Annotated in this window: 2 protein-coding genes; both read left to right on the top strand. The window is 51.2% G+C overall.

What is annotated here, in order from left to right; all coding sequences use genetic code 11:
• Positions 1–610, top strand: a 610-nt coding sequence (locus tag ACR0P9_RS11490; RefSeq protein WP_432620277.1) for an ABC transporter ATP-binding protein, incomplete at its 5' end; no start/stop codon positions are given.
• A partial coding sequence (locus ACR0P9_RS11495) for a hypothetical protein (protein ID WP_432620279.1) occupies positions 585–2,089 on the top strand: 1,505 nt, incomplete at its 3' end. The genes ACR0P9_RS11490 and ACR0P9_RS11495, both read left to right, overlap by 26 nt.

Here is a 2,089-nt window from a genome sequence, read left to right on the forward strand (position 1 = left end):
CAAGAGTATTTATCCGTACTTTGATGAAAATCGCTATCGCAGTCTGATGAGCAATTTTGGACTGGATGAAAAGAGCAAGCTGCGCACGTTCTCCAAGGGCATGAAAAAGCAGGTGTCCGTGATTTGTGCGGCGTCGTCCGGTGCAGACTATCTGTTTTGCGATGAGACCTTTGACGGCTTAGATCCGGTGGCGCGGCAGGCGGTAAAGGCGATTTTCGCCGGAGATGTGGCAGAATTCAGTGCAACACCGGTTATTGCTTCCCATAATCTGCGGGAATTGGAAGATTTTTGCGACTGCATCGGTCTGCTGCACCGCGGCGGTATTTTGTTCTCCCGTGATTTGGATGATATGAAGCTGAGCATTCAAAAGGTGCAGTTTATTCCGGATTTGACGCCGGAAGAGCAGATGCTCGAAGGCTTAGAGGTTCTGGGCAGACAGAACAGTGGCCGGATGGTGACGGCGACGATTCGCGGCAGCCGAGAGGACATCGAAGCCGCCATTCGGCGCGGAGAACCGCTCTATTATGAGCTGCTTCCCCTGTCGCTGGAAGAAATCTTTTTGGCAGAAACGGAGGTACAGGGCTATGACGCGAAAAAACTCATCCTGTAAACTGAAACTGCGCACCTTGGTGCTTCAGTGCAGCGTGCGGCAGGCACCACTATATGCGATTGCCTTTTTGGCGATGCTGGTGTTCCAGCCGGTGTATATGCTGCTGGATATTCGCTCGCGCACGCGCTTCGCGGATATGAGCGATCCGTACGTATACAGCAGTGTGGTCGAAGATTTGCATGATGCGCTGATTGTCAATTTCCCGACGGCGGGCTTGCTCATTATCTTGGCGTTGATTGCAGGCATCAGTGCGTTTCGATATTTGCATGTAAAAAATCAGACGGATTTCTTTCATGCGCTGCCGATTCGGCGCGGACAGCTGTTTGCTTCGCATGTGCTGACGGGTATTTTGGCGGTGCTTCCGGCGTATATCATCGGCGTCTTGCTGTCGTGTGCGGTCATTGCGGCGCATGGATACGGAGAGATTCTCTCGGCACCGGAGATTCTGTTCAGCCTTCTTTTGCACAGCACAGGATTTTTGCTCGTGTATGCGGTTTCTGTGCTGGCTGCGATTGTGTGCGGCAATACGCTGGTGTCGCTTCTGCTGTGTGCATGGTTCCAGTTTGGTCTTTTGGTAGGCTGGGCAGGCGTGGACTCTCTGCTGTATATTTTGATGCCAGCCAGAACGCAGGGAGCAGTAGTTTCTCTGCATGTCTCTCCGATGATAGAGGCCTTTCAGCTGGTGGGAGGGCTGGCAGGTGATACGATTTCTTCTATACAGCTGGGAAAAGAAACGGCGAGCGGCTTGGTTGCTGTGATTGTGATTCTGGCTTTGGCATATTTCCTCAATCATATTCGTGCGAGCGAAAATACCGGCATGTCCATCGCGTTTCCGGCGTTACAGCTGCCGTTTAAGCTGTACATGGTATCCGTTGTCGGCATCTTTGGTGGTCTCGTTTTTGAAAATATGACCAGCAGCTGGGGAATGCTGTTTGTCGGTATGGCAATCGGCGTCTTTCTGACGGCGTGTGTCGTGGAAATTGTCTATGATATGGATTTCCACAGCTTGTTTCATCATTGGAAGGGCACACTGGTATATGCAGCTGTTGTGGTTGTTGCTGTGGGCTTTGTCTCGCTGGATGTCATCGGATGGAACAGCAAGCTGCCGGATCGCTCGGAAATTGTCTCCGCACAGCTGATTTCCGACTATCCGGTCTGGGGAGGCACCAATGAAACATGGAATAAAACATGGGATTATGCCGATTTTGACCACAGCATTATGAGCAGTGTGCGTGAAGGTCCGGGAAATTATGGTACGATGTATATGGATGAAGATCCGGATACGTTACTGGATATTGCAGAGGTACAGCCATTACGAGAGTCCAGCAATATCGACCGGATTTATGCTTCCGCACAGCTCGGCGCAGAGGCAATGAAACATGGACGCAGCCAGATTGCCAGCAAGCGCAACGAAGTGGCAAATAACGGAGATAATGCCTATGAAACGTATTTGGTTCGTTTTCAGCTGGCAAACGGCAA

This window comes from Butyricicoccus sp. (genome assembly GCF_050872565.1).
In the GTDB taxonomy this organism is placed as follows: Bacteria; Bacillota; Clostridia; order Oscillospirales; family Butyricicoccaceae; genus Butyricicoccus_A.